Source organism: Solemya velum gill symbiont (assembly GCF_002020255.1).
In the GTDB taxonomy this organism is placed as follows: Bacteria; Pseudomonadota; Gammaproteobacteria; order Chromatiales; family Chromatiaceae.
In genome coordinates, this window is the sequence record NZ_MPQG01000035.1 from 1 (window position 1) to 2,323 (window position 2,323).

General features: G+C 47.4%; 3 protein-coding genes. 2 read left to right on the forward strand and 1 reads right to left on the reverse strand.

What is annotated here, in order from left to right; genetic code table 11:
- Positions 1 to 234: 234 nt before the first annotated feature.
- Positions 235 to 726: a hypothetical protein gene (locus BOW06_RS12770; RefSeq protein WP_043117281.1), complete on the forward strand. Its 492-nt coding sequence runs from the start codon at positions 235 to 237 to the stop codon at positions 724 to 726.
- A 25-nt stretch (positions 727 to 751) separates the two neighbouring features.
- Positions 752 to 1,690 (forward strand): metallophosphoesterase, encoded by a 939-nt coding sequence (locus BOW06_RS12775; protein WP_078454871.1) that lies wholly within the window; start codon positions 752 to 754, stop codon positions 1,688 to 1,690.
- Between the two features lie 11 nt (positions 1,691 to 1,701).
- On the opposite strand, the gene BOW06_RS12780 is transcribed toward BOW06_RS12775, so the two are convergent.
- A complete protein-coding gene (locus tag BOW06_RS12780) occupies positions 1,702 to 2,187 on the reverse strand; it encodes a CDP-archaeol synthase (RefSeq protein WP_052132190.1) in 486 nt (161 codons plus the stop codon).
- Between the last annotated feature and the right edge of the window lie 136 nt (positions 2,188 to 2,323).

Here is a 2,323-nt window from a genome sequence, read left to right on the forward strand (position 1 = left end):
TTTCTGGACGATTTCTTCCGGTTTGTGTCGTTTGATTCCCATTTTCGGTCCTCCGTTTTACTCATCATAAGGGTGGACCAACTTATTGGGGGAGGATCATACTGAATCTCACCTCTTAATACTTCTCCGTAAAACCGGGTGCTTATTTTACTAAACTGTTAATAGAGGAATGAATCGTAACAAAGAGAACTCTTTGCGATTCAGTTCTGACTGTATAAATGGAGGAGAATAGCCATGAATACAAAAAGTAATATTCTATGTTTACAAGTGCTTATCTCTCTATTTCTGGCAATTGCATTACTATTGCCTGCTTCTACCGCATTTGCTGATACCCGTTTATCCGGAAAAGAGATAAAACAACTGGTCAGCAACAGTACGGCTATAGGCCACCGCAAGCTGCAGGGCAGAAAAAGCGAATACCTGGTACACACAGTCGTATTCAAAACCTATTTCAATGCGAACGGAGAATTGGTTGAGAAAGTCGACTCCACGGGCGGCGCCTCAAGCAGCTCTGGAGGTTCAGGCTACCCAGCACATGGCCAGTGGAAAGTTGCAAATGGCAAGCTATGCTTTTCTTTCAGAGACTCATTGGTAGATAAGGGTAAACTGAAGTGCCTGAAGGTGCTCAAAAAGGCTGGCGGCTCATACGAACTGACCAAAGGAAGCGGTGAAGTAAACAGAGTATGGAAAGAGGTTCTTCCAGGAAATCCGTATAAACTTAAATAATAGTGTATCCAGCGCAAGGGATGGTATGCAAAAAGAGATACTGCAAAAGCTCGAAAAACGTTTGGGCACCATTCATGCCCGCCAACGTCTCGGCATAGAGACCGATAAAGAGCACCATGTCTTTGGTGGAGGACTAAATTTCTTTCATCCGGAAAACTGGTATTCCATCCATTCACTCATACGTTATACATTACGCATCACTGGCTTTTACGGGCGTGGTTGGCGCAATACGCTCAATATCCATGTGCGCAACAACGATATTCTCCTGGATAACCTTCCACCAGAATTTGATGGCTACACCATTCTCCATATGAGCGACCTGCATGCCGACATGAATCCACCGGCAATGGAGGCACTCATCAATACTGTTGGTGAACTTGAATATGATATCTGTGTACTGACAGGTGATTACCGGGCACAGACTAGCGGATCGTTTGAACGAGTCCTGCAAGAGATGGAAACACTTTGCGAGAACTTATCATCTCCAGTGTATGGAATCCTGGGTAATCACGACAGCATTCGCATGCTGCCCGACATGGAGTCGATGGGCATCCAGATGCTTTTGAATGAACAGGTTTCGCTGCACAGGGGGGAAGAGTCAATCTCACTGGCAGGTGTCGATGATCCCCACTATTACCGTGTGGATAATGTCGAAAAAGCAGCGGAAAATATTCCTCCCGACAATGTCTCCCTGCTACTTTCACATACACCGGAAATTTATCGGCAAGCCGCCCATGCAGGTTTCGATGCGATGTTTTGTGGTCACACCCATGGTGGGCAGATATGCCTTCCAGGCGGCGTTCCGATCACTCTGGATGCCAAATTACCGCGTCACATGGGCAAAGGTGCCTGGCGTTATAACAGTATGCAAGGTTACACCTCGGCAGGAGCAGGGACTTGCATTGTGAGTGTGCGCATCAACTGTCCGCCGGAAATCACACTGCACCGCTTACGCTGCGCCTGAATTTACCGAATTCAGTATGGATGTCGCCGTATACCCAGGTGGTATGCAAGACGCGATAGCAGAAAACTTGCGATTACAAAAGCCAGCATCAGTAACACCAGCTTCATCCATGAAAGTTCAAACAGGGGTGCAATGGCTAATAAAGGAAAAAGTGATTCAGGCACCTGGTCCAGTAACAGCGCCGGTGCGCTGGGCTGCATACCCATACGACGCTTGATGAAACTCGAGAACAAATCCCCCAGCATCGCAAAACTACCGACAAGGAAACCTGCACGCCAACCATAGCCAAAGAGCAGCGCCAGGAATACACATGTCAAAATGGCCACCACCACTCCCGACACCGTCTTGGAAGAGCCGAACAATGGTTTTTGATCAACAAACAGACGGCCTCCATCCAAAGGCCATCTCCAGCGCTCACCAAGCAGGTGGCGTGTGGCTATGGGAGCGCCATTTGCACCCAGGAGAAGCAGGAACAAAAATAAATCAGCCGCAGTCATCAGACCTCTGTTTCTTCAGAAATCGATACCTATTAATATACGCGGATTCAACTCACTAGTGCAACGGATGGGTTAATCCCGAAAAATACTTGATTGGGCGTTTTAATGCCAAGACATTTTCGGGGACGATTGTTCA

What these genes read in the sequence shown, in the direction of transcription:
- BOW06_RS12770 (WP_043117281.1), top strand. Translation starts at nt 235, where the DNA reads ATGAATACAAAAAGTAATATTCTATGTTTACAAGTGCTTATCTCTCTA.
- BOW06_RS12780 (WP_052132190.1), bottom strand. Translation starts at nt 2,187, where the DNA reads ATGACTGCGGCTGATTTATTTTTGTTCCTGCTTCTCCTGGGTGCAAAT.
- BOW06_RS12775 (WP_078454871.1), top strand. Translation starts at nt 752, where the DNA reads ATGCAAAAAGAGATACTGCAAAAGCTCGAAAAACGTTTGGGCACCATT.